The 26,332-nt window shown below is 32.2% G+C and carries 27 protein-coding genes; 11 read left to right on the top strand and 16 right to left on the bottom strand.

Going from position 1 to position 26,332, the window contains the following annotated elements; genetic code table 11:
• Positions 1-162: 162 nt before the first annotated feature.
• Entirely contained in the window at positions 163-1,092 is a 930-nt protein-coding gene (locus tag ACUUYC_RS18125) for a dihydrodipicolinate synthase family protein (RefSeq protein WP_474268092.1), read from the bottom strand.
• Between the two features lie 141 nt (positions 1,093-1,233).
• Between ACUUYC_RS18125 and ACUUYC_RS18120 the strand changes: the two genes are divergently transcribed.
• The 3 genes from ACUUYC_RS18120 (at position 1,234) to ACUUYC_RS18110 (ending at position 4,366) form a co-directional block, all read left to right on the top strand.
• Complete coding sequence (locus ACUUYC_RS18120) at positions 1,234-2,085, top strand: AraC family transcriptional regulator (RefSeq protein ID WP_474268091.1); 852 nt, start codon at positions 1,234-1,236, stop codon at positions 2,083-2,085.
• A gap of 168 nt (positions 2,086-2,253) precedes the next feature.
• Positions 2,254-3,759, top strand: coding sequence for a pentapeptide repeat-containing protein (locus tag ACUUYC_RS18115; RefSeq protein WP_474268090.1), 1,506 nt, complete (start codon positions 2,254-2,256; stop codon positions 3,757-3,759).
• Positions 3,760-3,931: 172 nt separating this feature from the next.
• Positions 3,932-4,366, top strand: coding sequence for a hypothetical protein (locus tag ACUUYC_RS18110; RefSeq protein ID WP_474268089.1), 435 nt, complete (start codon positions 3,932-3,934; stop codon positions 4,364-4,366).
• Between the two features lie 54 nt (positions 4,367-4,420).
• Here the strand turns inward: ACUUYC_RS18110 and ACUUYC_RS18105 are convergent, their stop codons facing one another.
• Positions 4,421-4,855: a COG2426 family protein gene (locus ACUUYC_RS18105; RefSeq protein WP_474268088.1), complete on the bottom strand. Its 435-nt coding sequence runs from the start codon at positions 4,853-4,855 to the stop codon at positions 4,421-4,423.
• A gap of 219 nt (positions 4,856-5,074) precedes the next feature.
• Between ACUUYC_RS18105 and ACUUYC_RS18100 the strand changes: the two genes are divergently transcribed.
• From ACUUYC_RS18100 to ACUUYC_RS18070, 7 genes are all read left to right on the top strand, one after another.
• Complete coding sequence (locus ACUUYC_RS18100; RefSeq protein ID WP_474268087.1) at positions 5,075-5,512, top strand: DUF1801 domain-containing protein; 438 nt, start codon at positions 5,075-5,077, stop codon at positions 5,510-5,512.
• Positions 5,513-5,542: 30 nt separating this feature from the next.
• On the top strand, positions 5,543-6,157 hold the full coding sequence (locus tag ACUUYC_RS18095; RefSeq protein WP_474268086.1) for a hypothetical protein: 615 nt from the start codon (positions 5,543-5,545) through the stop codon (positions 6,155-6,157).
• Between the two features lie 23 nt (positions 6,158-6,180).
• A complete protein-coding gene (locus ACUUYC_RS18090; RefSeq protein ID WP_474268084.1) occupies positions 6,181-6,603 on the top strand; it encodes a type II secretion system protein GspG in 423 nt (140 codons plus the stop codon).
• A 247-nt stretch (positions 6,604-6,850) separates the two neighbouring features.
• A complete protein-coding gene (locus ACUUYC_RS18085) occupies positions 6,851-7,396 on the top strand; it encodes an RNA polymerase sigma factor (protein ID WP_474268083.1) in 546 nt (181 codons plus the stop codon).
• On the top strand, positions 7,396-7,800 hold the full coding sequence (locus ACUUYC_RS18080) for a hypothetical protein (protein ID WP_474268082.1): 405 nt from the start codon (positions 7,396-7,398) through the stop codon (positions 7,798-7,800). The genes ACUUYC_RS18085 and ACUUYC_RS18080 overlap by 1 nt, the downstream gene beginning before the upstream one ends.
• A gap of 28 nt (positions 7,801-7,828) precedes the next feature.
• On the top strand, positions 7,829-8,047 hold the full coding sequence (locus tag ACUUYC_RS18075) for a hypothetical protein (protein ID WP_474268081.1): 219 nt from the start codon (positions 7,829-7,831) through the stop codon (positions 8,045-8,047).
• A gap of 302 nt (positions 8,048-8,349) precedes the next feature.
• Positions 8,350-9,087, top strand: a complete 738-nt coding sequence (locus ACUUYC_RS18070; protein WP_474268080.1) for a hypothetical protein — start codon at positions 8,350-8,352, stop codon at positions 9,085-9,087.
• A gap of 19 nt (positions 9,088-9,106) precedes the next feature.
• Here ACUUYC_RS18070 and ACUUYC_RS18065 read toward each other — a convergent pair whose 3' ends face one another.
• A complete protein-coding gene (locus tag ACUUYC_RS18065) occupies positions 9,107-9,769 on the bottom strand; it encodes an HAD family hydrolase (RefSeq protein WP_474268079.1) in 663 nt (220 codons plus the stop codon).
• A gap of 339 nt (positions 9,770-10,108) precedes the next feature.
• On the opposite strand from ACUUYC_RS18065, the gene upp reads away from it, so the two are divergent.
• On the top strand, positions 10,109-10,762 hold the full coding sequence (gene upp / locus ACUUYC_RS18060; RefSeq protein ID WP_474268078.1) for a uracil phosphoribosyltransferase: 654 nt from the start codon (positions 10,109-10,111) through the stop codon (positions 10,760-10,762).
• 69 nt (positions 10,763-10,831) lie between these two features.
• Here the strand turns inward: upp and ACUUYC_RS18055 are convergent, their stop codons facing one another.
• The 13 genes from ACUUYC_RS18055 to ACUUYC_RS17995 form a co-directional block, all read right to left on the bottom strand.
• Positions 10,832-11,689, bottom strand: a complete 858-nt coding sequence (locus tag ACUUYC_RS18055; protein ID WP_474268077.1) for an alpha/beta hydrolase — start codon at positions 11,687-11,689, stop codon at positions 10,832-10,834.
• Between the two features lie 14 nt (positions 11,690-11,703).
• A complete protein-coding gene (locus tag ACUUYC_RS18050) occupies positions 11,704-12,327 on the bottom strand; it encodes a hypothetical protein (protein ID WP_474268076.1) in 624 nt (207 codons plus the stop codon).
• Between the two features lie 15 nt (positions 12,328-12,342).
• Positions 12,343-13,407, bottom strand: coding sequence for a hypothetical protein (locus ACUUYC_RS18045; protein ID WP_474268075.1), 1,065 nt, complete (start codon positions 13,405-13,407; stop codon positions 12,343-12,345).
• Positions 13,408-13,430: 23 nt separating this feature from the next.
• Entirely contained in the window at positions 13,431-13,628 is a 198-nt protein-coding gene (locus tag ACUUYC_RS18040; protein ID WP_474268074.1) for a hypothetical protein, read from the bottom strand.
• Between the two features lie 48 nt (positions 13,629-13,676).
• Positions 13,677-14,150 carry a hypothetical protein gene (locus ACUUYC_RS18035; protein ID WP_474268073.1) on the bottom strand — a complete coding sequence of 158 codons (474 nt, stop codon included), beginning with the start codon at positions 14,148-14,150 and terminating at the stop codon, positions 13,677-13,679.
• A gap of 150 nt (positions 14,151-14,300) precedes the next feature.
• Positions 14,301-15,404: a helix-turn-helix domain-containing protein gene (locus ACUUYC_RS18030; protein WP_474268072.1), complete on the bottom strand. Its 1,104-nt coding sequence runs from the start codon at positions 15,402-15,404 to the stop codon at positions 14,301-14,303.
• Positions 15,405-15,422: 18 nt separating this feature from the next.
• Positions 15,423-17,375 carry an endonuclease gene (locus tag ACUUYC_RS18025; protein WP_474268071.1) on the bottom strand — a complete coding sequence of 651 codons (1,953 nt, stop codon included), beginning with the start codon at positions 17,373-17,375 and terminating at the stop codon, positions 15,423-15,425.
• Between the two features lie 104 nt (positions 17,376-17,479).
• Entirely contained in the window at positions 17,480-18,478 is a 999-nt protein-coding gene (locus ACUUYC_RS18020; protein ID WP_474268070.1) for a LacI family DNA-binding transcriptional regulator, read from the bottom strand.
• A 124-nt stretch (positions 18,479-18,602) separates the two neighbouring features.
• The gene (locus ACUUYC_RS18015) at positions 18,603-20,192 is read right to left on the bottom strand and encodes a T9SS type A sorting domain-containing protein (RefSeq protein ID WP_474268069.1); all 1,590 of its coding nucleotides are present in this window, start codon (positions 20,190-20,192) and stop codon (positions 18,603-18,605) included.
• Positions 20,193-20,559: 367 nt separating this feature from the next.
• Entirely contained in the window at positions 20,560-21,444 is an 885-nt protein-coding gene (locus tag ACUUYC_RS18010; protein WP_474268068.1) for a glycoside hydrolase family 17 protein, read from the bottom strand.
• Positions 21,445-21,457: 13 nt separating this feature from the next.
• Positions 21,458-22,366 carry a glycoside hydrolase family 17 protein gene (locus ACUUYC_RS18005; RefSeq protein WP_474268067.1) on the bottom strand — a complete coding sequence of 303 codons (909 nt, stop codon included), beginning with the start codon at positions 22,364-22,366 and terminating at the stop codon, positions 21,458-21,460.
• Between the two features lie 82 nt (positions 22,367-22,448).
• A complete protein-coding gene (locus ACUUYC_RS18000) occupies positions 22,449-24,803 on the bottom strand; it encodes an MFS transporter (RefSeq protein ID WP_474268066.1) in 2,355 nt (784 codons plus the stop codon).
• Positions 24,804-24,834: 31 nt separating this feature from the next.
• Positions 24,835-26,331, bottom strand: a complete 1,497-nt coding sequence (locus ACUUYC_RS17995) for a glycoside hydrolase family 30 protein (protein ID WP_474268065.1) — start codon at positions 26,329-26,331, stop codon at positions 24,835-24,837.
• Between the last annotated feature and the right edge of the window lies 1 nt (position 26,332).

Below are 26,332 nucleotides of genomic sequence, written 5' to 3'. Positions count from 1 at the left end.
TAATAAAAGCGTGACTCAAATCCTAAATTTCTCCCAAGGCTTTAGAAATTTATAACGGACTTGACTCACTGCTTTACTTAAAAAAATGAACCTTGGAATTAACAGTTAGCTACCAACTTATTTATGACTATTTGCAGTAACTGTTACATTTAGCACTCACTTTTATATCAAACCTAAATATTGTTTATAATCTGGTAAATTTGGACGTATTTTTAATCCTTCTACGATAATGTTTGTCACATGTTCTCTTTCTTCTCCTATCAATGGTAATCGTGGTTCACGTACATTTTCTGTTCCTATTCCAGTAGCAACTTCTGCAAGTTTTATATTCTGAACCAACTTAGTATTGATGTCAAGTTCTAGTATTGGTAAAAACCATCTGTAAATTTCGATTGCTTCTTTTGTTCTTCCTGATTTTGCCAATGCATAAATTGCTACCGTTTCTGCTGGAAATGCACAAACCAAACCAGCAACCCAACCATCTGCGCCCATGAACATACTTTCTAAAGCTAAGGTATCAACACCACTTAGAATCGCTAAACGATCACCAAAACGATTTTTGATACGTGTAATGTTTGAAATATCGCGTGTTGATTCTTTTACTGCTTGAATGTTGGGACACTCATTTAGTAATTCTTCAAACATATCCAACGTAACTTCAATCCCGTAATCCACAGGATTGTTATAAATCATAATTGGTAAATCTGTACTATTTGCAATAGCTTTGAAATACGCAACTGTTTCTCTGTCGTCAGCTTTGTAACGCATTGGTGGCAGCATCATTAAACCACTTGCTCCATCTTCTTTAGCGTGTTTTACAACTTCTTTTGCTACAACTGTAGATTGTTCTGCAACATTTATAATTACAGGAACTTTTCCATTCACAATTTTTACCGTTTCGCGAACTAAAGTTCGTTTTTCTTCACTTGTTAATGTACTTGCTTCTCCTAGCGTTCCACCAAGAATTATTCCGTGTACACCAGCCTCTAACTGCGCTTTTATGTTTACGGCAAACATCTCTAAATCTAAAGTATCTTGATCTGTAAATTTAGTTGTCACTGCTGGCATTACGCCTTTCCAATTAATGTTCATTGTATTGTTTTTTGATGTGGTAAAAGTACTGTATGGCTATAGTTTAGAAATTGTAGATATTATCCAATATTGATACTATTTTATCCTTATAATTAGTTTTTAATATTTTTTAGATTAATTTTAGCCTATTATTTAAATAAAATGAAAGTTTTACCATTTAAGATACCGAAAGCCGAGAGCGATATTTTGATCGTTCAAGAAGATCGTGGGCGCACTTTTTATGAGAAGTTGCATCAACATGAAGAAATTCAACTTTCGTTTATTGTTGCTGGGAAAGGAACTTTTATTATTGGAGATACGATTCGTGATTTTCAACCAAATGATGTGTTGTTGTTTGGAAGTAATCTTCCGCATGTATTAAAAAGTGATGTTTCGACGGAGCAAGATTCGTATATGATTTCTGTGTTTTTTACGCACGATAGTTTTGGAGAACATTTTTTTATGTTACCAAAGCTTCAACATTTGCAAAAACTATTGAAAGATGCAAGTTTCGGAATTAAATTTAAAGAACATCAAATTGTATTGAAACCCTTATTTGAAGCGATATTGAATCAAAATACAATCAAACGGTTTGCTACTTTTTTTGAGATGCTTTCAATTTTGACTGAATCAAATTACGAAACAGTTTCATCATTCATCAACACCAAAAATTATACTGACGATGAAGGAAAACGCATGAGTGCAGTTTTCGAGTTTGTGATGAATCATTTTGACCAAAAGATTGTTTTAGAAGAGATTGCAACCATTGCCAACATGACTCCAAATGCTTTCTGTAAGTATTTTAAACAACGAACCAATAAAACGTTTTTTCAGTTTTTGACAGCGATTCGAATTGAAAATGCTTGTAAATTCTTAACCAATCAACAACAATTATCTATTGCAAATATTGCGCATGATTGTGGTTTTTTTAATATTTCAAATTTCAATCGAAAATTTAAAGAAGTTAAAGGTATAACACCAACGAAGTTTCGGAAGAATGCTTTGAAATTGTAAATCAAATTATAATTATCTGTCATTCCGCACTTGTTGCGGAATCTACTTTGAACCACTATGAATTCCTGCCTACGTACGAATGACACTGGAACTCTTTTCAAATTTTTGTAACAATTTCTTACAAACATAGACTTACTTTATAGTAGGAAAATAACTATATTTAGCAATATGATTACTAAAGAAACTTATCAGCAAGTAAATTCTATACTTAGAAATAATACATCTAGTACTACAGATTCGATGTATGAAATTTTAATTGAAAATTACTTTAGAAAGGATAAAGCAGATTGGTATAAAGAAAAGGATGGAAAAAAGAATTGGGATGAAGAAAAAGTCAAACAATTTTGGCAATTACTTCGCCAATTAATAATACCAAAAGGAAAAAAAAATCAGGTTCATGATTTTTCAAATTTTGTATTTCCACAACGTGAATATTTTTCAAAAGTTTCGTTCGTTAAGTCTAGTTACCTAGAATCAATGAATTTTTGGGAAGATATAAATAATAAAATAGTAAATCATAAAATAAGTTTTAATAACGCTAAGTTTCTTGGTGATTTTTTTATTTACAAAGCTCGATTTGTTGAAAGTATTGATTTTTCAAACGTTGAATTTTATGATGAGTTTTCTATTACTAAAAACTGTATTTTTGAGAAAAAAATTAACTTTGAAAATACAATATTTCATGAAAATACATTTTTTCATAACGATTTTTTAAACGAATGTGACTTTTATCAAGCTAAGTTTAAAGCATTAGCAAACTTTGATGATTCAAAATTTAATAAAAAGATCAACTTTGAAAATACAAAGTTTGAAAAAGATGCTTACTTCAATGGTTGTAAATTTTCAAAATCTACAAATTTTGAAGGAACAGATTTTTCAGGGCTCACACTTTTCATAGAAACTGAATTTAAAAAGGATGTAAGTTTTTCTGGAGCAGAGTTTAAAGGAGATACTAATTTCTACAGAACAAAATTTTATGACCTTGGCAATTTCGAAAACTCCATTTTCTTAGGAGATAAAAAGTTTTATTTTTTAGATTTAGAAGGAGAGAATTTAAAACTAAGTTTTAAAAATACAATCTTCTCAAAAACTATTCTTTTTAGAAGAATAAACTTTACAAATACTACCTTTTTAGAGTCTGATTTAACTGATGTAAAGTTTAGAGAATGTGAATGGAAAGAAGATTCTCGAATTATTTTAAAGGATGAAAAAACTATCGATAATAAAGAAAAGAATATATTAAAAAGTTTAGAAGTTTTATATCGTCAATTAAAAAAGAACTTTGATGGTACAAAAAACTGGGAGCTTTCAGGAAAAGCATATGTTAGTGAAATGGAAATGCGTAAACGTAGGCTTTGGTTAGAAAGAAAGTATTACCAATGGTTTATTTATAAGTTTTATGATGTTTTTGGTGGTTATACACAAGATTTCAGAAAACCTATTGTAAGTCTTATTGGTTTAATTCTAGTGTTTTCTGGATTGTATTTCTTTATCGATTATGATTTTGTAAAAGCTTTGCAACGAGGAGTTAAAGGCGCATTACCGTATATGCAAATTGACACGAAAAATCCTTTTGAAGGATATTGGTTGATTCTGAGGAATATAGAATTAGTGCTTGGCGGAACGTTTTTAGCGTTTTTTGTGTTGGCGTTGCGGAAGCGATTTAAGCAATAAAACTTAATCGGATGAGACTCTGAATCAAGTTCAGAATGATGTGTTGAATGTTAGATTGTAATTTTTAGTTTCCTAGCACTTCTCGATACAACAAATCGCAGATTTGCCACTCGAAGTGACGTTTTTATATGTTTATCATTTTAATTAACTTTAGAATCTAAACGAAAACAACATGACAGTTATTGATGCACTTTACGGAAGTCAATATTATGATTTAGAAAAGAAAGGATACGATACTAGCAAAGGACGTTTGTATGGAACTTTAATGTTTGCTGCGACAGTTATGATTTATTTGTTTGTAATTTTGATTGTTGTGAACTTAGTTTCAGAGGATTTCACCAAAGATTTAACACGGTTTTTAAAAAGTATTTTTGGGAGAAGTACAGGAAAAGCTATTGGTCAAATTATTGCAATTCCATTGATTGCTATTATTTATTTGATTATTTCTCTCCTATTTGGCTCTAAGAAACGTTACGAAAAAAGCTATCAAACATATATAAATGCTTCACAACAGGAGAAAGACAATGCAATCGGGAAAATGGTTGGTATTTTTATTATTGGCTTATTATTACTTGTAATTTTATCTATTTCAAGTTTGTTTTTATAGTTCTCGATACATCCTGAAACAACTTCAAGATACTCAATTTGACGAAATTATTATTTAATCAAAGAAACTAAAACCGTAGTAGAAAGTAACCCAAACAATTACAGATGAGAAAAAGATTCCTATAACGTTTGCTAAGAATGCTTTTTTGCGTTCAATGTTGAAAAGATACGTTGCAATAGTTCCTGCATATACACCAGTTCCTGGAATAGGAATCATAACGAAAAACATTAATCCCCAAAAACCATATTTCTGAATTTTATCTTTAGCACCACGCTTTGCTTTACGAGCTACATATAAGGCTGCTTTTTTGTAAAAATTCCAACGTAATAAGTATCGATTAATATGATCCAAGAAGAAAATCATTACCGGAAATACCAATACATTTGCCACAAATGCAGCTACGAAAATTACATAAGGATTCGCATCTGATCTCAACCCAATCGGAATACCAACTTTGGCTTCTCCGAAAGGTGAAATACTCCACAACATTGTTATAATTATATCTTCGATGATGATTCTTTTTTTAGCTGTGCAAAGCTACGTGAATTTGAACTGTGAACAAATTTTAACTTTGTAAAGTTTTGATAAAAATTTGCGTTAGTCTTAATATATTCATTGTCATTTTTTTAATTTTTGATTTATTTCTTGTTGCAGCTCAATTATTCATGCATTTAGCTATCTTTGAGTAGTTTGAAACTTATTATTACTATGAATTCAACCCGAATTATTCATCCTGATTTTGAGAAATTTCTACAATTGAAACCTCAAGCATGTATTGACTTGTATACTGATTTGCGAAATTATATATTAGAGTTGTATCCTGAAGCCAACGAACTTGTGTATCACACACATGCATTGACAAGTGTTTTTTCAATTTCTGAGAAGCTTTCGGATGCGTTTTGCATGATTCCAATTTATACAAATCATTTAAATTTTGGATTCAATAAAGGAACACTTTTAGACGACCCGAATAAATTACTAACAGGAACTGGAAAATTGATTCGACATATTCCTATTGAAAACAATGCTGATTATCGCAATGAAGCTGTTAAAAAGTTGATTCTATCTGCTATAGAACTATCCATCTCAGACATGAAAAAACCTTCTAAAATTACTGGAACTACGATTTCTAAGATTAAACAGTAACTTTTTTACCAAAATAAAGACATACTACGCATGACAGATGATTTCTTTGATTTTTTAAAAGAACCTACAAAAAAAGCTTTTTTAAAAGCTAGAACTTATGTAGTAACACATGAAGAATACAATCCGTATTCGGATGATACAAGTGTATTACAAGACCTTCTAGAAAAAGAATTATATGCCGAAGTAATGGAATATAATAATATCAATGTCATTTTGAGTCCTAGAGTACATTTGATGAAAAAGTATGCAGCAACACAACTTGGAAAAGAGAAAGATGCTACTTCTGAGTATTTTTTAGGACATCGTATTTTGGAAGGAATTATGACAACTGGTGATGGAAGTAAAGAACATCCATATATGGTTTTACGTGTAAGTGATGAACGTGATTTTTTAGGATTCATTGGTGAAGAATATAAATCGCAAGCACTTGTAAAAGAAGAAAAAACATATGATTTGATAACGACGCAAAGTGGAAAGTCAATTTATTTTGATATTACTGATTCTTATAAAAAGATAGAATCGTTTTCTTTTAGTGATATGTTGAATTCATTAGATATTGATGATGATGATGATGATGATGATGATGCAAAAGAAGAAAAAGTCGTTGTAACTGAAAAGAAGAAAAAATGGTGGAAGTTTTGGTAATTATTAAATTAAAATAATAAACTATGATAGGACTATGGATTGCAGAATTGTTTGGAGAAATTTATCTTTTTAAGGAGGAATTTCTTTCAGGTAAAAAAGCGAGAGCACGTACATTAAGCGCCTATGTTATTGCATTTTTGATTATTGCAGGAATTGCTTTTGTATTTATTTTATTCATTTCACCTATGAAAAAGCAGCATGATACAAAAGAGAAATTATTATCTATTTCGTATCTTTTAGTACTTGAGAAAAAACAAACAAATACGTATCCAGACGAAATTGGAAGTCTTGCACGAAGAAATCCTACGTATGGAGATTTGACTGTTGATAGTTGGAATAATGAAATTATGTATCAAAAGTCTGAAAACAATCAAAATTATAGGCTTACTTCAAAAGGGAAAGATGGTCTTTTAGGATCCGAAGATGATATTATTGTTACGAATTGATTCTAAGAAATATTCTAAAGACAATGTAATTTTATTATTTCTTTTTAAAGTTATATAGATATCAAAAATCTATACATACTAACATCCATAGCTTATTTCCTTACGTTACATTTCTATCACTTTTAATACACTACTCTAGTGTTTTATATAAATCTGTCACTAATTTTGTAAATAAAAGAATTAAAAATGCAATAGATTAAAAAAGTAACGTCTTTTATATCAAAAGCCAATTGTAAAAGGTTTTTAAATGAATTTGGAATCAGACAACAATAAAAAACTTAAAGATTTCTTTGGAAGAGAATATCAATCTCTCAAGGTTTTTGTAAACACAAAAATAAGAGATACTGCAAATCGTACTGCAGAAGATATTATTCAGGATGTTGCGCTAAAGCTATTTTCTGGGGCAGATAGATATGCGCCTATAAATAACGTTGCTGGTTTTGTATATACCTCAATACGGAATAGAATTATTGATATTATGCGAAAACCTAAAAAAGCAGCACCCATAGAGCTTGATAGTGAATTTTCTGAGATTGCTGAGATGTTGCAGCAATCTTCAGAAAGCGAAACTTCCGAAGAAATGATTGCTGTGTTAAAGAGTTGTATTCAAGAGTTAAAACCAAGATATAGAGATATTATAATTGCTGTTGATATTGAAGGATATTCTTATAAAGAGATTTCCAATGAAACTGGAATTCCCGAAGGAACTTTAATGTCTAGAAAACATAGAGCAATGAGCATTTTGTATAAAAAAATAGAATTAGAAATTAATAAACGTAAAAATAGTATATAATGAAAAGTTTTTTCACTCATAAATTTAGAAAGAAATCTCCAATTCAGATAGTCGGAATCATCATTTTTGGAGCCATTGCCATAACTGGATTAGCCATTTTGTTTGGCTTTGTAATTATGTGGTTATGGAATTGGTTAATGCCCGAAATTTTTGGACTTCCTGCACTTACATATTGGCAAGCAGTTGGTTTATTTATTTTGTTCAAGTTGTTACTTGGCGGCTGTGGTGGCGGTGGAAAATCATCAAAAAAATCAAAAAAGAAATGCAAAGATGGTTCAAAAAGTGATTTCTCTAAATGGAAGCATTACGACAAGTTTTGGGAAGAAGAAGGTGATGAACTTTATAAACAATATATAGAGCGTAAAAAGAATAAATCGCAAACAAACGAATCAGAATCACACTAAATAATAGTATCATTTTTTAACTTTCATTATGGAAATTTTAATATTTCAAACAGATATACAATCAGAAGATAAAGTAAAGTATTTAGAACCTGCATTTAATATGCATTCAGGAATTTTAAAATGGTCCGTTGATCTTGAAGATATAGATAATGTTCTTCGGATTGAAGCAAAAAATAATGTCACAGAACATGATGTTGTTGGATTGGTTGAAACGCATGGTTTTTATATTAAAACATTAGCGGATTAATAACATTTGCTTAGACTTTAGATTGAACAACACTAAGAATTAGAAATCTACGTTTTGATTATATATCTATTCAATTTACAATCATGAAAATATTTATTTTCAGTGTTTTTTCTTTGTTATTGTTTTCTTGTTCAAAACAGGAAACACAAAAAACTCCTATACTAATTAAATCGAACCTTAGTAGCGCTCAAAAATTTAAACAATGCTTAAAATTTGAAGATGGTTTTGTTGCAATTACGGAACAAAATGAGTTGCTCTTCTTGGATAAGAGTTTTGAAATTGATCCACATCTCACAAAAAAAATGCAACCAAAAATTGATTCAAAAAATTTTCACCTTGATAATTCTAAGCAATTAAATATTTATGCTAACGAAAAGAAAGAATGGATCATATATAGAAATAATAACTTTAGTGAAACTTTCTTTGAAGATGATGAATATGTCATTAGCGCTCAATGTAATGGTGAATTTGGCGGAACTGCATTTTTTGAACATAAAAAGACAAAAAAAACATACAGTTGTGAAGCTACATGCCTCGCTGAAGTACATAAATTGAATGGTGAGTATTACTTAACATCCACGCTAAATCACATGATGAGTTCTAGCTATATTCTCAAAGTTGAAGATCCTACCAAATTAACAGCATTAGACGATCATAAAGCTGTAAATAATTGGTGGCTCAGAGAAAAAATAAGTCGCGATGATATACGAAAAGGAACGGAAATGATTATAGAATCTCGTGGTGAAGAAATTTTAGATACATTTATTTCAAATGATGAACTTTATATACTACACGAAAGTGAACCCGATAGGTCTATAGGAAATCGTTTTATAGATATTATTTTAAGCAAATACAAAGAGGGGAAGTTCACTATAGTTGATACTTTACATAAATCTATGCCAATTATGTCATCAAGACCTTATCAAAAAACAAAGGAATATTCTTTTTTTACTTTTGACTCTAAACTTGATAATCAAAAAACACTTATTAACATAAAGAAAGATACTATTGAGGTTGTTATTTTAGAAACAAAAAAATAACATCTTTATAAAAATGCAATTACTTTTTAAAAACTTCCTGAATTTTATTATGCTGAATCTCTGAAAAGTCAGAAATGACCATGTTCGCAATGGTATAATCTTGATTTTTGGAATGTACACTATCATATCCAACACAAAAGATTCCTGCTGCATTTGCCGCTTTGATTCCATTGGTAGAATCTTCAATGACCATACAATTTGAACGTTCATAACCTGTTGCAAACGCTGCTTTTTCAAAGATTTCAGGATGTGGTTTTGATTGTTTTAAATCAGCTCCACTAAATTTTGCAATGAAGTATTGATTTAAATCAAAGCGTTCAAAAACATTATCAATCGTCATCATTGAAGCCGAAGAAGCCAATACTAATTTTAAATTATTAGCGTGATATTCTTTAATAATGTCCAAAACACCATCAATCAACGTTAAACTTGGATCGTTTGCAAATAGATGTTTGAAGTTATTTCGTTTTAATTGAACTAACGTTTCAGGAGCTTCTGATAAGTTAAAATGATCACACAGTTTTTTACAGATATTGATGGTAGATTGTCCTGTAAATGATTGGTATAATGCTGGAGAAACATCTATTCCAACTTCATCAAACATACCATTGTAGGCTTTGTGATGCAATGGCTCAGTATCCACAATTACACCATCCATATCAAATAAAACTCCTTTTAACATTGCTTTTATTTTTGGCGAATATACTAAAAGTGAATTGATATTTGTTTTGTAGTAGATTATGTGAAAGTTACCTTTTTGATCGTACTTGGGAAGTTATATTATCAATATCTAGGTTGGATATAAGTTTTATTCAAAGAAAATTTAGAAAGTATTTACTATGTGTGATTCATAAAATATTAAATTTCATATTTTTATTTCCGTTGTCTTTGCTCGCACTAAGAATACTGAATCAAGTTCAGCACAGGCGTCAACAAAAGACAAAGTCACTGTTGAGTTTTTATATCGAACTCACGCTACCAATAGAAAATTTAGTAATATTGCAATCCTAAACCAGTTTTTATGATAATTCACGATTTTACAACACAATCTTCTTTAATGAATCAATTTATTTCTGAGTTGCGCGATGTTTCTATTCAAAAAGATTCCATGCGCTTTCGCCGAAATATAGAACGTATTGGAGAAATTCTAAGCTATGAGTGTAGTAAAACATTAGTGAATACTTCAGAAATCGTAGAAACGCCATTAGGAACTAAAGAAATGGCTTTACCTGAACAAGATGTTGTCATTTGTTCTATTCTTCGTGCTGGCTTGCCTTTACATCAAGGGATTTTGAATTATTTTGATAAAGCAGAAAACGCTTTTGTTTCTGCGTATCGCGATCATATTGATGATGGAGACGAATTTGAAATTGTCGTAAATTATATGGCAACGCCATCTTTGGAAGGAAAAACCTTGTTATTAGTTGATCCGATGTTGGCAACTGGTCGTACCATGAAAAATGTATATGATGTGTTATTACAACAAGGAACACCAAAAAATATACATATTATGTCTGTGTTAGGTTCTACGCAAGGTGTAGATTACGTAAAAGAGCATTTTCCAGAAGATACACATTTATGGATTGCTGCCGTTGATGACGAATTGAATAGTCGTGGTTATATTATGCCAGGATTGGGTGATGCTGGTGACTTAGCGTATGGAACGAAACGATAAAAAAAACTCCGAACTATTTTACTAGCCAGAGTTTTTTCATCAAAAACAATTAAAATAATGTATGTTTTTTTATTGTCTAATTTCTCCTAGAATTGCATTTAAAGCATCTGGTTGAAACATAGAACTATGATCTCCATTTTCTAATTTTAGAACTGTTGCATTCTTTGTAGTTAAAAATTGTTCTTCAGCCGCTGTTAAGCTTCCTACGGCTTCATCTCTAGTTCCAAACACATAGATCACATTGGTTATATTTTTTGTTGCCAGAAGCGTTGTAAATCTATTTTTACCTAAACCTGCTTGCAATCTTGTATATGATAATTCTCCTCCAGTTACTGGTGGATCACCACCTGCTGTTGGCGTTACACCATCTGGAAAACCATAGAAATTTCCGTCTCTAAAATTTTCCCATACAATAGCAGGCATGTCTAAACGTCCAGCCATAATGACTACTTTATCTGCAATGTTTGGTTTGGTTGCCAACACATTTGGAAGGATAAAAGAGCCAAATGAATGTGACATTGCAATGACAACTTTACCTTCATCCTTGAAGTGTTTTAATACTTTATAATACATTTCTGTAGATATAGTATCTTCAGAAATTGCTTGATCAAAAGTAATTTCATTATTCATTACTGTCTGATTGATATGTTGTGCTTGTTTTACATATACTCGGTAATAATTTTGAAATTGTGATTCTTCAGCATCTTGAGTATCTAATGAAGGAGTTGGTCCTCCATGTGCATATACAATTACGGTATCTTTTGTTGCTAATCCGTTTGCTTGATATAAATCTTCGATCGTCGTTGGAATAACCGTTTGTTGATATCCAGTTACAACAGTTGTAACATCATCATCTGAGCTACAAGAAGTGAATACTGTTCCTATAAATAGAGCTAATAGATAATATTTGATATGTATGTTTTTCATAGTGTTTTTTTAATTTATTCTGTAATTACTCCGTACTGTGTAATTTCTGCTTCTGTCATCCAATGAATATTAGCTGCTGAAGCTGCATTGATTGTGAAAAAATAGAAATCTCTAGCCCATTCTTGTGAATGTCCTACATTTACATAGTATTGTATGTTTGGTAAGTGTTCAGCGCTATCTACTGGAAAATCTGTTGCTTCATTTCCTGCACCGTCAGACCAAGAGTGTACTCCTATTCTAGTATTAGTTCCTCTTGTTCTTTTAACGCCAGCTAAAAACAAATCAACACCACCAGAAGCTATAAAACCATTGTCTAATATGTGTGTATTGATTCCATTTTGACGAAGCTTCACTCCTACTTGAAAGTTAATTTCATCATCATTAGAACCTGGAACTTCAGCCATGTGTATGCGTTTTATTTCAGGATGACCTGTCAACATATTATTGAAATCCTGTAATGTTCTACTTTTAATTTCTCCATTCATTAAAACGGTTTCATTATCAGGTTGAACCGTGAAAATATCAAAAACTGTTACTGTTGAATAGTCCGTAATTGTATCATCGTCACTTTTACATGCAATGAATAATGTTGTCAAGCATAGTAACAATAGCGTGTATTTTATATTTAGTTTTTTCATAGCGATTTTTATTAATTATTGTTCTAGTTTCCAATCTTTTACCTCTTGATCTGACATATAGTGTACCGTTTCTGGTGGCGCTGCTGAAAGTGTATAGAAATAAAAATCTGGACCATTTTTTTCTCCTAGCATTTGTGTGAAGTATGCTATTTGATATTGATGTGCTGGATGATCTTTTGGTAATTCATCTGCTTTCATTTCTCCACCTGCCCATGAATGCACGCCTAGCTTGGCTCCTTTAGTTATGGTTCTTTTGTTTCCTGCACAGAATAAATCAACGCCTCCAGATGCAATATCACTATCCGCCAATACTTTGGTATTTAATCCTGCTTCTCTTAAAATACGTCCTGTATGCATGTTTACAGCATCGTTGATAGAGCCATCAACCTGCGTTAATACTATAGTTTTTACATTTTTATGGTTATCAATTATATTTTTGATTTGATGATAAGTTATTGTTCCCAAAGTACCTGAAAGGTATGCTTCATTTCCTTTGATTTCTATGTTACTGTTTCCAGCGCCCATGATAGCTTCATTTCCTTTGACATTAAATGTATACTTCGTATTTTCAGTCTCTAGTGTACCGTTGATTTCTACATTAAAGTCTTCATCAACAGTTCCAGTTGCGGTTCCTTGTCCAACCATTTGTGGATCTTTACTACTATCCATAATATTTCCTTTTAGATAGATAGCTTGTGCCTCAAATTTTGACTTCTCACCTTCTTTGATATCGTCTTCTGGCACAATCACTATTACTGTTTCTTGCATCTCTTTAAATGCAGTAATTAATAGTATGCTACCTTCATCTTGTTCTGGAAAAAAGAAATTGATATCATGCTTTTTTCCATTCATTGTAATTGAACTTTCCTTCAATAATTTCATTTGTGCGTTTACTACACTATCAATATCTTTTTTGGCAATTCCTTCATCCGAAAATCCTTCCCAACATTTATTATTATACCAGTAACCTTCTTTTTCTTCACATGTATTTTGTGTACTTGCAGTTATCGTTTTTTGTGCATTACATGAACCAATTACACAAAAAACTATAATGCTTATGTATGTTATTATATTTTTCATTTGATGTATCTCATTATAAATTATTATTCTTTTTTCAAGCTTCTCAATAAGTAATAACTAAGGATGATTATTCCTGGCAATATTACTATTAAATCTACTCGCATAACAGGTTCTTCAACCGTTTTTGCCCACTTTGCAACTTGTAATTCCCATATCAAAAAAATGGTCCAAACAATAAGTAAGAAAGCAAAGTTTTCTTTTTTATAGTTTTTAAAATTCATCTTTCTAGAATTAATGATTTGGTGGTTAGTTTTGTTTTAAACAAGCGGTTATTCTTTTTCTTTTTGTTCTTTTACACGTTTAAAAATATATCGCGTTATGTAAATCCCTTGTCCATCTTCTTCTCCAGCATCACTTTCAACTCCGCTAACAACAAAAGCTAATTCCCAACCTTCGTCTCCCATCGTGTTAATTTTTGAAGTCACTACTGCATCATTAGCAACAATGTTTTGAAAACGAATTCCACCGAGGTTATAGAAGTTTAATAATTTTGTTTCTTCAAAATTCTTTACACGAATGTCTTTTCGTTTTGCTTTGTTTCGTTCGTCATTTTCTTCAGAACGCTTTGACGTAAATTTTTTATAATCTCTATCTTCAGAAGCTGAAATTAAACGAGATCTTCCCAATCCATTTGCGACAATTGATTCTACACTTGTAATTACTTTGTATTCATATTTTTGTTGTGCATTTGCTCCGAATACTGATCCAAGGATTAATAACCCTACTACAATTAGTTTTTTCATATCTATAATTTTTTAAAGTTTGTTCGACTTTGATTTTGTTTCTACAAAGATGAAATGTAATTGTTCGAAAAAGGTCTTGGATATAGATAGGTAAGTCTGAAATCGTGATTTTAGACTCTTTTACATAATTCTGGACTCTAGACTACTTAACTAAACTGCTTGTTTATAAGTATTTGGGGTTTTTCCAACAAATTGTTTAAAAACGGCATAGAATGTTGCTTTTGAACTGAATCCTGCTTCAAAGGCAATTCCTAGCATGTTCAAATTGTCATAATTAGGATCTTTTAGAAGTCGTTTTGCTTCTTCTACTCGGTAATAATTTACAAACTGATTGAAGTTTTTGTTTGTATGTTCTTTGATGAGTTGTGAAAGATTTCGTTGCGGAATTTGTGCTGCTTTGGCAACATCTGCTAATGATAAATCGGATTCTTTATATAATTGTGCTTCTTCCATTAACGCAATTAATTTCTTTGTTTCAGAACTAAACTCCACTATAGAATCATTAGTATCTTCTTTTGGTAATTCTATTTCACTTTCTAGTATAGGTATTCTAGATTGACGTAATCCAGAAATTCCTATCCAAAAAATAAATATTACGTTAACTGAAGATAGTATAGGATATGTATAATCTTCAAAGAATTTATCTTCTTGAAAAGCTTCTATAATCCATAGAAAGCTAAAAACTAACATAAAGTATGCTACCTTTTTTGCCCAACTTAGAAGCTTTCCTGCTGTGTTTGAATAATACGCATTTACCTTTTTATTATGTCTATTAATATGTCGTATTGTCTTTATAACATAGTATACAGAGTACGGGAAAGAGAATATAATAAGAACTATGAAAGGAAATTCAAATAATAAATTATCTTCTAAACCAACCTTTGTTGTTACTGGTAATAAGCAAAGAGTTAGTGTTACTATAAATTCTATAATTCCTGGTAAGAGTACTATGAAAATATGCCTATTTGAAAGTTTTGTATCCGTAATGTGTTTTACATATAAATAAAACAAAGGCATTGTTAAGTAATAAAAGTTTATTGGTAAATATAATAAGGATGGATAATGCTCTATAATATTTGAATCGTCTAAAATTGTTCCTAGAAGTTCAAAACTAAATGCTATTAAGAAAGCGCCAAGTAATAATGTTGGTCTGTTCTTTTTATTTTCTACCATTAAGTATATACCTAAAAAGACTCCTTGTACTAAGCCAAGAAAATCTACAAGGTTGGTAATGGTATAATTAATAGTATCCAAATTATATGCTCAATAAACTTACTGAATTACAATCTTTTTTGTCAAGGTTTTTCCGTTTGCTATAATTTTTGAAAGATAAATTCCGCTTGTAAGATTTAGTGGAATTGTTGTCATTCCTGAGAATTTACTTGTTAGTAATTTTCGACCGTCTAAGGCATACACTTCTAATGTAGCATCTTCTTCTATTCCTAGAATTGTAATTTTATTTTTTGTCGGATTTGGATATATTTTTACTGAATCAGCCGTAAATTCTTCTGTAGATAATGGTTGCAACCAAGAAATTCCAACTTGATTTCCCCAAATATGTTCTACCAATTCTGGATGATCTATAAATGGGTTTCTGTTGAATTGCCACGTATATACAACATTATTACGATTCATTTCAAAATCATCTGGTGGATCATTTCTATGCCAATCTAAAAGTGTATTTAAATCACCTAATTGTCCTTCTACTGCAGGAAAACCGTTTTCTATAGATAATCCGTTGTAACGAACTGCTAAAAACAATACACTTCGTGCAACATCGCCACGAAAGCTTCCCGCAGTTCCAGTTGGGCCTGTATATTGTCCGTAATGTTGATTTCCTCTCGAACTATTTTCGGGTCCATCACTTGCACGTAATGCATGCGCATCAGAATTTCCATGTCGTAATGAATCTGGTCTTGTAATCCAAAACACATCTCTTCCATCTGCAATATCATCTGCTTCTATACTTTCATAACCTGCTAATGAGCGTGGAAATGTATGTTCTCTATTCCAAGCTCCAGTACTGTTTGAACCTGATTGTTGATCTAGTTTTGCACGTCCTTGTTCCGTATATACCAACCAAACCTGATTACTATTTGCAGGGTTTTGATCTGCTTCACGCAATATGTTATATACATCTGCATACGTTTGTGCACGTACTACTCCAAGTTCAGAAATAATAGCCTGCATTGCATCACGCAAAGCATTATCAGCTAAACCATCCATTGTGTCATAATAATTATTTGGCGCTGTACTTGAAACCGTTCCAAATGTTGGGTTTAATGGTGTTCCGAATGGAGCTACTGTAAAATCATTATCTACAGCTCTAATTAAAAGACCATCATTTAGAATGATATATTCTACTGAAAAGTTATCTACAAGATTGATTACTAATTCTTCATCTCCTTCATCTAAAGTATCATCAATAAGTGTAATTGAGGTAGTAATAGTTGTTTGTCCCGTAGGAATCGTTACCATTGTACTTCCTGTAAAGTCAGCAGTATCAAACGTTCCATTATCTAATGAAAATGTGATATCTAGGTTAGAAGTTACAGCGGTTTCCGTAGAGAATTCAATTGTAAACATTTCACCTTCTGTATATTGATCATTAGCAACATTGATTGAAATTCCGTTTAGAGCAACTCCACTTCCATCGTTTAATTGTCGTGGTGTTGGCGTTGCTGTATAATAGCTTCCATCAGTTTCATCGCGTTGAATGGAATTTGTATTGTTGTTTCCACCTTCGCTTATTTGTGTTGTTAAGCCTAATAAACCTAGTAATCCTACGTCATCAGATTCGCCTGTATCATACACAATAGCATCTATTAAATCGGTAGTTGTTGCTTGTGTTCCTTGTGGAAAGTCAAAACTATCTGCTTGATATATTGCAACTGCATCTGCTCCATTTTGAATGACATTGGAACCAATTAATAGTTGTGGAACTGGTGAAACTGTATTACTTCCAATTAATAATAAACCATTGACATCCGTTACTTGTCCGTCTAAATCTAGTGCAAAGTAACTACTATCATTTCCAGAAGTAGAACCATTAAATAATACCAAAACATATCCGTCTAGTGCAAAGTTTGGTGTTGCAGATTTTAATTCGATGAATTCTCCGGTGTCTGTTCCAGGTGTATCACAATCAATTTCATTTATTACAACTTGACCTACTGCAAATTGACTCAACAATAGCATTAAAAATGCGGGAAATATATACTTCATTATTCTACTTTTGTCAAAAGTACAATAATCTTAGAAGTTTTTATATGTGTATGATTGTAAAATGTTTAGATAATAGCATTCTTTATATTAAAGAATCACAACAATTAAGCGCTTGTATCACCTATGGTAATTGTAGTATTTAGAACGATATCTTTAATGTCTTTGTTTTCATTTTTTGATTCCAAACGTTCTAATAATATGCGTGCCGTTTGTTTTCCAATTTCTTGTGGATGCTGATCGATGTATGAAATTTTAGGATATGATAAATCATTTTGTGCTGCATTTACATACCCTATTAAAGAGATTTCTTCTGAGAATTTTAATCCTCTTTTTTGAATTGCACTATTACATAGTAACGTAGCATTGATATCGGCGGCAATTAATCCATCTATTGTTCCTTCTTTCAACGTTTTATCTAGCGTACGCTGTAATTCATTTAAATCTTCAAATGCAATTACTGTTGGATTGTTCGTTTTGGATACATATCCATCTTCGCGCAAGCGTCCAACAATAAGCGTTGGAATGGAAGATACAAAGGCAATATTAGTACAGTTTTTATTTTCAAGATATTCATATGCGCTGGTAATACTATCATAATCATTTACATGTACTACATCAAAACCGAGTGGTTGCATAGGAATACGATCAAATAATACCAAAGGAATTCCCTTTTGTTTAATTTCTATGATATGATCAAATGTTTTCTTTTTGTTCGTTTCTTCAGCTATACAGATCAGAATTCCATCTACATTTCCACGTGAAAAATGGTCAAGACATTCTTTTTCTTTTTGAAGACTTTCATTACTAAAGAATGTAATGATATTGTATTTTGATGTGTTTGTTATTTCATCAATTCCTTTTAACACAGATGCAAAAAATGGATTTTCAATACTTGGTATAATGACACCAATTTGCATTGTCTCTTGCTTTTGCAAACGCACAGCTATAGGATTTGGAGAATAGCCTCTTAATTTTGCCAGATTCTTTACACGTTCTTTTGTTTGTGCACTTATTTCTTCACTATTGTTCAATGATTTTGAAACCGTAGACACAGATATGTTTAATTCTTTTGCGAGTGATTTTAAAGAAACTACGTTTTTCATTGCTTACGGTTTTATTTGTTTTAGATCTGAAATGTACTGGTAAAAGTAATAACTTAAATTCTTAAAGTATAAAAAAGTGTGCCTATTTTCATAAACACACTTTTAACACTTAATTACTAAACTATTAGTTCTTAACTAATTTCACACTACTAGTACCTTTATCTGTACCAACTCTAGCAAAGTAAATTCCACCTTGCAATGTAGTAGCATCGATAGTTGCGTGTGTAGACTTTGGCTCAATTGCCATTACTTGTCTTCCTGAAATATCAAATACTTGTATTGTGTTAATCACAGTATCATCTGTTACAACATTCCATGAATTGTTTGTAGGATTTGGATATGTTTTGAATGATGCTGTATTGAATTCTTCTGTACTTAAAACTGTATTTTTATGTAAGTAGATGTTATCGTACCAAACATTTGTTAAGTTAGCTGTTGTAATTCCAATTTGAGCTATATCACTTCTTGTTAAGTTGTTTGCTACAACTCCTCCTAATGAAGTAATATCTACATCAACAGAAACCCAAGTTCCAGCAACAATAGCAGGCATAGTTCCTGTATTGATATTTACTTCTAAAGCAGAAGCCTCTCCGCCTCCTCCAGCAAAGTCAACTAATTTTACATTGAATACATCTCCTACTAAATCAACATCATCAGTATAGAAATCAAAATGTATATGTGTAAAATCTGTTAAGTTTTGTCTATTAGCAGAAAAATCAATTCCTTGACAAGGAACACCTGTATTCTTTTTAAACATATTGTTACCGCCAATAGCTACTTCTGATACTGCTACACCGCACCATCCTGCATCATATGTACTTACTGCAATATTTGAGTAAGTATCACTATAGATAGATACTACATCTGCTGCTGCTCTATTTGGTGGTGTTGGAGCTGCCGTAGCTGGTCCGCTTATTGCAAAAGATACTGTATATGTTTCCATAACCATACCATTTTGAGAAGTAACTACCACTGTTGCATCACCTGGAATTGCTGGTGCTTGTGTAATATTTACACTCGTCGCTGCTGGGTCGGTTGATGTTGCTGTAGTAATTTGTGGAACTACAACTGTTCCAGGAGCTAATTCTACTGTATAATCCGTTGTTCCAGGACCAAATCCTGCTATAGTAGCTCCATCAACTTGTAAATCACTTAATGTAGCATCAGAACCTGCTGCTGTTGGGTTTTTCCAAAAATATAAGTTATCTACATAAATAGCGTCTGTAGTTCCATTTCCTCCATCGAACTTAAATTGTATTGCTGAAGAAGTATTTCCAGTAATTCCAGCAATAGGAATATCTACACTAATCCAAGTCCCTGAACCAGTGTTTGTAATTGGATGAGCAATTTCTGGTCCTGAACTAATTACAAAAACATTTGGGTTAAATGTTCCGTCTATCCAAATATCAACATGTAAAAACTCCATTGAAGCAATATTTTGAGCACTACCATATTGATTTCCTTGGTAGTTAAAATTTGGATATGCTAATACTACGTTACCAGTACCAGGATCGAAAGCTGTATTTGCCGAACCAAAACCAGCCTGTCCCCAATTTGGGTTGTAATCTGAACCAGGAACGTTTGCATATGTATCACTAAAAATAGAGATTACATCTGCAGCATCTCTAGCAGGTGGATCTGTAGCATTGTCTGTTGGTTGTGCAAAAGCTATTGTAGAAATCAATAGCATACATAAGAATGTAATTTTTTTCATATTAAATATTTTTAATTTAGGTATTAGTGTTTAATTTTTTATTGTCTATAATAAAATGTGCATCATATAAATTTCAAATTGATTAGATCGATATTCGATAATTAATTAACTCTTAATTTTTACTTTCAAGGAGCACTTTTTATTCTTTCACAATATATATTTATATTCTTAAGAAAGAGAATTTACCACTACAACAAAAAATATACAGGCGTTAAAAAAAATGTTGTACTCAATAGATATAGTACTTCTAAAGGGTTTTATTTAATTGTAAAACAGCGTATTAAAGTACTTATATTTAAAATGTTGTGGTAATGTTGTGGTAATGTTGTAGTGAAACGGAGGTTACTCTTTATCTATACAATAAGATTTAGAACTTAAAATTTTCATCCTTATCCCAAAGTCCCCAATATGCACCAACATCACCTTCATCTCCTGTTTTCCAAGATTCATCAAATGATGAGAAGTAAAAGATTTCAATGTCTTCTTCCTTAGACCACTTTTGAGTGTTTATAAAATATTTAATCGCGTTCATGTCAGATGGAAAAGCTCCTTCTAAGTTTGTTCCCTTGTTTGGCCATCCAGTTTCTGTAATGATGACTTTTTTTCCGTTTCCAGCTCGCATTGCTCTATTATACATATCTTTCATATATAACATAGAATAATCTTGATCGCAACCTTCCCAAAAAGGATAACAGTTTGCAAGGATTACATCACATGCTTCTGTAATTGCTGGACGTTCTGCAAATTCATAGTATGCGTCTACATAGCCAACAGGAATTCCTTTGATTTGTTCTTTTGCATAGTAAATAAATTTTAGGAGTTCTTCTTCTGTAAGATCACCACGATACATAACTTCATTTCCTACTGCTGCTATATCTACATATCCATTATTGGCTAGGGTAATTAGTCCTTCTATTTCTGCTTCATTGACTTCAGGGTTATTCCCTAACCAAGCACCTACTAAAGTTTTCATGCCTAATTCTTTTGCAATAACAGGCACTATTTCATTTCCTTCTGTACACGAGAATGACCGAACCCAATTTGTGTAGGGTTTGATAATTTCTAATCGACGTCTTACTTGTGCTTCTGAAAGCATATCACCTGGTTTCTGTCCTTCTTCATAAGGACTAAAACATAATCCATGCATTCCTGCATCTAATGTTTTCCACCATTGGGCTTTTAAGTCATCTAAAGATTCTCCTTCAAATTCTAAGGCGGCTAACGCAAAAAATTTCTCTTTTCGTACAGACATTATTTTTTATAAGTTAAAATTTTAGTTGCTCATGTTTGTCCCAAAGTCCCCAATATGCACCAACATCACCTTCATCTCCTGTTTTCCAAGATTCATCAAATGATGAGAAGTAAAATGTTTCAACATTGTCTTTGTTTGCCCAAACTTGCGTATTTATAAAGTATTTCATGGCGTTGATTTCCGAAGATTCTGCTCCTCGTAAACTTCCACCTTCACTTGGCCAACCTGTTTCAGTAATAATTACTTTTTTACCATTTGCAGCATGCGACGCTTGACCAAACATTTGTTGCATGTGTGCTAAAGAACCATCAATATGACAGCCTTCCCAATATGGATAACAGTTGCTTAGAATAACATCACTGATTTCTACAAGTTCTGGATGCACTGAAAATTCATAGTATGCATCTACATATCCTACTTGTACATTTGGCAATGCTTCTTTTACTCTTCTGATATAGTTTAATAACTCTTCAAGTGTTAAATCGTTTCTATATAAAACTTCATTTCCAACAGCTGCAATGTCTACTAAACCTTCTTTCCCTAATTGAATTAATGCTTCAATTTCTTTTTCGTTGTCTTCTTTATCATCTCCTAACCAAGCACCAACCATAGTTTTCATTCCGTGTTTTTTTGCAAAACGTGGAATGTGTTCATTTCCTTCTATACATGAGAAAGAACGTACCCATTTTGAATATGATTTTAGAATTTTTATCCTTCTTTCTACTTGTTCTTCGCTTATAACATCTCCTGGCTCTTGACCATCTTCATACATACTAAAACAAATACCATGCATCCCTTTATTTAAGGTAGCTTTCCAAAGTTTTTTTAATTCTTCAAGAGAATACTTTTCAAAGTCTATTCCTGAATGTTCTGTAAAATTTATGCCTTCGTATAAACGATAATCTTCTTCTCTATATGACATTTCTTAATTGTATTCTATATTAATTTATTAGTTGTCTTTAAAATTTACAGACAGATGCATTTTTTTTGGCATCTATTATTTTTTAAATAAATTTTAATTTTTCGTTTTTATCCCATATTCCCCAACGCGCTCCTAAATCACCTTCATGGCGTACTTTCCATGATTCATCAAATGATGAGAAATAAAATATTTCTACATTTTCGTTTTTAGACCATTGTTGTGTATTTATAAAGTATTTCATTGCGTTTTCTGAAGAAGGCACTGCTCCACTTGAGTGTGATCCTTGATCTGGCCAACCTGTTTCAGTAATGATTACTTTTTTATCTTTTGCTATTTTTTGTGTAAGTGCATACATTTGTCTTAGGTATACGGATGAATTTTCAATACTACTTCCTTCCCAAAATGGATAACAGTTTATTAATACTAAATCACATGCTTCAATAAGCTTTGGACGATCTATAAATTGATAGTATGCATCTACATATCCAATTGGAATATTTGGCAATGCAGTTTTAACTCGTTTTATGTAGTTTATGATTTCTTTTTCGCTTAATTCATTTCGCATTAATACTTCATTTCCTATTACTGCAGTATCTACCAATCCGCTTTTTGCAAGATTGATTAACGAATTTATTTCTTGTTCATTACGTTCTTTATCAGCACTTATCCAAGCTCCAACTACAGTTTTTAATCCTCTTGCACGTGCAACTTTTGGAATGAATTCGTTTCCATCTGTACATGAGAAAGAACGTACCCATTTGGTATGTGAAGCGATAACATTTATTCTACTAATAATTTGATCTTCTGTTAGTTGATCTCCAATATCTTGTCCTTCCTTATATGGACTAAAGCACAATCCGTGCATTCCTTTGTATAGAGAGTCTTTGAATAGCGTTGTAATTTCTGCTGTACTTTTTGAACTAAAATCAATATCTTTTGTTGTATCAATTTTAAAGTCAAGACCTCCTAATGATGATAACTTTGCTCCTTCATAGTATGAAGTAATCACCTCTTTTGGAGCATTTTTCCTTCTTTCAAGTTTCGCACTTATTTCTAATGCTTTTTCTTCTGTAAGGTCATAATCACGCATTATCCACATAGCAGCTAGTGTACCAGCAATTGGTAAGCCTGAATAAAATAATCGTATTCCAGTGATAGAAGCTTCGGAATTATCAGCATCCGGCACAAAGCCTACTAATGCCATAATAGCTCCTGTTAATAATCCTGCAATTGCAAAACCAAACTTTACCATCCACCAATAAATAGCTCCAAAAACGCCTTCTCTACGCTTTCCAGTATTTAATTCATCTATATCTATAACATCTGAAGTCATTGACATCATCAGTGTAAATAAACTTCCTATTCCAAAGGAGAAAAAAGGTAATGCAAATAAAAACATATACGGTTTACCTGGAATAAATAAAAACCAAAGCATTAGGTATCCTACAACAGAAATTGCTTGTGATACTAAAAATGCTTTCTTTTTCCCTAATACTCTTGACATACGAGCCACAATAGGAATTACTATGAAAGTAGTTACTAAAGCACCTACACTTCCTAACAATGTTGGCCAAATTCCAGCCGCACCGGCATCACCGTTAAATAGATAATATACTACAATAAAGAATGAGAAACCTGCTACTGTATTAAATGCATTGAAAATTAAAAAGGTAGAGAAACATAGTTTTCTAAAAACAGCAATTTTGAATGCTTCTTTAAAATTTTCTATAATTTGTTTAAGACTTCCTCCAATAGTTTTCAATGTTAAAGGAGTTAAACTGTCGTCATCTTTGGTTGATTTACTTTTTATAAATAAAGCAGGAATCATTGCTAAAACGGCGCAAATAACGGCAACCCAAACAGCAATAGTTCTAGTAGCAACATCCGCTCCACCTGCAAACCATTCTGGATCATACATTATAACCCAAAACCATGGTGCAATTACCCATGCCCATTGCCCTATCCACTGAGCCACTGCCATGATGTTTGTTCGTTCATGAAAATCATCACTCATTTCATATCCCATAGCAACATAAGGAACAGAAAAAATGGTAAGACCAAGATAAAAAACTAAAGACCATAATAAAAAGTAAGTAAAGTTATATGTTAGACCATCACCCTTATGCAATTGCCACATAAGTGCAAATGAAACACCCATGATGATAGCACCTAAAAGCACATATTGTCTACGTCTACCCCAAACAGATCTTGTATTGTCTGAAATGAAGCCCATAACTGGATCGGTAATGGAATCAAATACACGTGGAAGAAAAAATAAAACTCCCCACATCCAAGTTGGAAATCCTAAATCTTGAATTAAGACAACCATAAAAATTCCCAATGCTGCTGGAAACATTTGATTGGCTAGCATTCCAAATCCAAAAGCGATTTTTTGGCCCATATGGACTTTGCCTGATGAAGAACTTGTTTGACTCATGTATGTTGGTTTTAGTTAGTTGGTTAATTGTTTATTTATTTAATACGATTGTTTGAATCGCTTGTGGCTTTATTGAGATGTTTTTTGCTTTTTCTCCTAATTTTAGTGTAAAATATTTTTCTGTTTTTCCTTCATTGAATACAACTACGGCAATAGTTCCGTCTGGGTTTTGTGCCGCGGTTACCATTAAGTCTTTGTCTGTATTACTTGCATCAATTACTTTTGCGCCTGGACGAATGTATTTGCTAAAATGTGCCATTGTGTAGTAAAGTGGCGTCATGTAAACTTCGTCTGCATCTGGATCGACAATTACAGGTGCTATACACCAGTTTTTAAACCAGTTTGGTCCACCTTGTCTGTCAAGTACCATATTCCAGTCTACCCAACCGTCAACCCAATTGTTTAAGCAACCTATGATATCTCGCGCATAGCGATTCACAGGTGCATATTTTGGATGTAAATGTTTTTGATGTTCTGGTGCCCAATCCCAGCCCCAATCTGTTGCTTCTTTTTTCCAATACCAAGCATCATCTTTCCAAACAGGAACTTGTGAATCTACACAACCTTCTGTTTCAATTAGATATTTGTTTGGGGCTTTGTTGTGGGCGTACTGCAATGCTTCAGGGAAATAGTCATATGTGCTCTCATACCAGTGAATAGCTGTTCCGTCGTAGTATTTAGAAGAAGCTTCGTCTTTATACATAACGTCAACCCATTCTTTTAAACCTTCACGATTTTGATCATATCCAAGAATAATTAAATCACCTTTTCCATCTGCTTCCAATTTTGGACCCAAATGATGTTGCACAAATGTTGTCATTTCTTCTGGTGTAAAGTGCATACTTTCCCAGTTGTTTCCGTTTCCATGTGGTTCATTTTCAACTGTAAATCCCCAAATGTCAATTCCTTCTGCTTTGTATGCATCTACGTATTTTGAAAAGAATAATGCCCATGTATCATAATACTTAGGCAATAATTTTCCGCCAACCCAGTCGTTGTTATCTTTCATCCATGGTGCTGCTGACCAAGGTGATCCAAATATTTTGAATCCGTCTTGTGAAGCTGCCATAGCATCTTTTATCATTGGAATAAGATCATCACGATCTTCTTGTATGGTAAAGTGTTCTAAGTTTACATCATCTGCAACTGGCGTATATGAATAGTTTGTGAGTGAGAAATCACAAGAATTCATGTGTGTACGCGTTAACGAGTAGTTTGCACCATCTTTGTCAAAGTATGCTTTGATGATTTTATCTCTATTTTCTTTACTCAATTTGTTTAATAAATATGCTGACGATTCTGTAAAAGCACCTCCAAAACCAGTAATTGTTTGGTATTGCTTTTCAGGAGAAAGAACTATTTCAGTAGCGTTTTCAGCTGTTGTGAATTCAGTTACAGGTGTTAACTTGTTTCCGCTTTCAGATGTTTCTAGTATTTCTGCTTGCAATTCAGGTGTTTTTGTTTCCTCTTTACACCCAATTACCATCATGAGAATCATTATCAAACTATATGTTTTTATGTTTTTCATA

This window comes from Kordia sp. E (genome assembly GCF_056033805.1).
Note: the sequence above shows the minus strand (reverse complement) of the source record. Positions and strands in the feature narration are given on the sequence as shown.